The organism is Dietzia sp. B44, assembly GCF_014145245.1.
In the GTDB taxonomy this organism is placed as follows: domain Bacteria; phylum Actinomycetota; class Actinomycetes; order Mycobacteriales; family Mycobacteriaceae; genus Dietzia; species Dietzia natronolimnaea.
This window is the reverse complement of sequence record NZ_JAALEF010000480.1, coordinates 1-2388: the sequence shown is the minus strand read 5'-3', so window position 1 is coordinate 2388 and position 2388 is coordinate 1. Positions and strand designations below refer to the sequence as shown.

Sequence of the window (2388 nt, the reverse complement as noted above, 5' to 3'; positions counted from 1 at the left end):
GCCGGGTCAGGGCCGGGCCGGCCGGCGTCGGTGCCACCGAGCGCGGCGTCGACGCGCGGCCAGAGATCGGTGGTGGAGGCGAAGGCGAGCAACACCGTGGGGGCACCGCGCATCAGGTCACCCTCGTTGGACTTGCCGGTCACCGCCGGGTCGCCGAACACGCCCAGGACGTCGTCGACCACCTGGTACGCCGTGCCCAGGTGGCGACCGGTCTCACGGAGCGGGGGGATCATCTCCTCCGGCCCCCCGGCCAGGACCACGCCCAGCACCATGGGCAGGGTCACGGAATAGGCCGCGGTCTTGGCGGCACCGATCGCCAGCGCGTGTTCCTGCGTGGTCGGCTCACCGTGGGCCGCACCGTGCACGTCGGCGTACTCCCCGGCGATGGAGGCCACCACCGCGCCTTCGACCTCCGCCATGGCGCGGTGCAGCACGGGCGCCGGCACGGGCAACCGGGCGAACTCGCCCATCGCGGCCACCAGGAGGAGATCCCCGCCGAGCAGTCCCCCCACCATGCCGACGTGCGCGGCGGTCTCCCGGGACAACCCCTGCTCGGCACCCCGCGTCGTGGTCCGACCCTGCAGGTTGGGCCGGCCCCGGCGGTGGTCGTCGCCGTCGGCCACGTCGTCATGGACCAGGAAGGCCTCGTGGAGGAGTTCGAGCGCCTGACAGGCGGCGGCGCGAACCGCCTCGTCGCGACCGCCGGCGTGCGTGTAGACCGCGTCGAACAGTGCCGAGCGCATGCCCTTGCCGGATCGGGTGGTGCGGTCGAGATCGGCCGCCCAGTCGTCGACGGCGGGACCCAGGCCGTCGGGCAGGTCGCGAGAGGTCATCCGCTGGGCGGCGCTTACCGAATCCAGTGTCATGTCCTGTTGTTCGGAGCCGACCCTGTCGTGGATACCCCTCACCTCGAATCTTTTCGATGAGATGCGGCACACCGGCGTCCCGCACCCGGCGCCGCTGATGTCCACGGTGTCACACGGCCACACTATCGCGGCCAGGAAATGCACGAAGACCCCCGCTTGTGGCGGGGGTCTCGCGTGCCAGATGATGGATTCGAACCAACGTAGGCATAAGCCGACGGATTTACAATCCGCTCCCTTTGGCCGCTCGGGCAATCTGGCGTGCACCCTTGAAGGCGCTAGGACACGATACAACGCGTGTGACCCCCGGTGCCAAATCGGGGGCCGGCGGGGTGGCCCGGGCGGATGTCACGGCCGGGTAGCCTGGCCGGGATCGTCCCCCAACCCAGGAGAAGGAGCGCGTCCATGGCCTCGGAGTCCTCGTTCGACATCGTCTCGGAGTTCGACCGCCAGGAGGTGGACAACGCCCTCAACCAGGCCGCCAAGGAGCTGGGCACCCGCTACGACTTCCGCGGTACCGACGCCGGTATCGAGTGGAAGGGTGACGACGCGTTGGAGATCGTCGCGGCCTCCGAGGACCGTGTGCTGGCGGCCAAGGACGTGTTCATCGAGAAGCTGGTCCGCCGGGGCCTGAGCATGAAGGCGCTGGAGGTGGGCGACCCGATGCCGTCCGGTAAGGGCTTCCGCCTGGTCGGCTCCCTCAAGCAGGGCATCGACAAGGAGAACGCCAAGAAGATCACCAAGCTCCTGCGCGACGAGGGCCCCAAGGGCGTCAAGGCGCAGATCCAGGGCGAGGAGATCCGGGTGTCGTCCAAGAAGCGCGACGACCTGCAGGAGTGCATGCAGCTGCTCAAGAAGGCCGATCTCGAGGTCGCGCTGCAGTTCACCAACTACCGGTAGTCCGACGACCGTGCCCTTCCCAGGGGGACGCAGGAGGAGCCGGCAGCGTGCCGCCGGCGCGGGCGGCGTGCGGGTGCTCGCCGCGGCCGTGGGGATGTCCCTGCTGGCGGGATGTTCTGTCGGGATCGACGACGACGAGGGCTCGCCTCTGCTCACGGTCTTCGCCGCCGCCTCGCTCACCAGCGCGTTCACCCGGATAGCCGAGGACTACGAGCGTCAGAACCCCGAGGTCGAGGTACGGCTGTCCTTCGACGGATCGGCCGGGCTGGTCGACCAGATCGCCGGGGGCGCTCCCGCCGACGTGTTCGCCTCGGCGGATGCCGCGAGCATGGACCGGGCGCTCGCCGAGGGACTGATCCCCGGTGAGCCGGTGGAGTTCGCGACCAACGTCCTCACCCTGATCACCCCGCCCGGGAACCCCGCCGGCGTCACCGGTCTGGACCGCTCACTCGACGGCACCCGGTTGGTCGTGTGCGCTGACGGTGTCCCCTGCGGCGACGCGGCGCGCGCGCTGGCCGCGGCGGCTGGCGTCGAACTGCGACCGGTGAGCGAGGAATCCAAGGTCACCGACGTGCGCGGCAAGGTCACCTCCGGGGAGGCCGACGCCGGCATCGTCTACGTCACC

At 70.3% G+C, this 2388-nt stretch carries 3 protein-coding genes and 1 tRNA gene; 2 read left to right on the top strand and 2 right to left on the bottom strand.

Annotated elements, in window-relative coordinates:
- Together G6017_RS14465 and G6017_RS14460 are read right to left on the bottom strand one after the other, a co-directional pair.
- Positions 1–866, bottom strand: an 866-nt coding sequence (locus G6017_RS14465; protein WP_182610637.1) for a polyprenyl synthetase family protein, incomplete at its 3' end; no start/stop codon positions are given.
- A 175-nt stretch (positions 867–1041) separates the two neighbouring features.
- A tRNA-Tyr gene (locus G6017_RS14460) sits at positions 1042–1124 on the bottom strand.
- A gap of 144 nt (positions 1125–1268) precedes the next feature.
- Between G6017_RS14460 and G6017_RS14455 the strand changes: the two genes are divergently transcribed.
- Together G6017_RS14455 and modA are read left to right on the top strand one after the other, a co-directional pair.
- Complete coding sequence (locus G6017_RS14455) at positions 1269–1763, top strand: YajQ family cyclic di-GMP-binding protein (protein ID WP_182610636.1); 495 nt, start codon at positions 1269–1271, stop codon at positions 1761–1763.
- 10 nt (positions 1764–1773) lie between these two features.
- On the top strand, positions 1774–2388 hold a 615-nt coding region (gene modA, locus G6017_RS14450), incomplete at its 3' end, for a molybdate ABC transporter substrate-binding protein (RefSeq protein ID WP_347238020.1).

What these genes read in the sequence shown, in the direction of transcription:
- G6017_RS14455 (WP_182610636.1), top strand. Translation starts at nt 1,269, where the DNA reads ATGGCCTCGGAGTCCTCGTTCGACATCGTCTCGGAGTTCGACCGCCAG.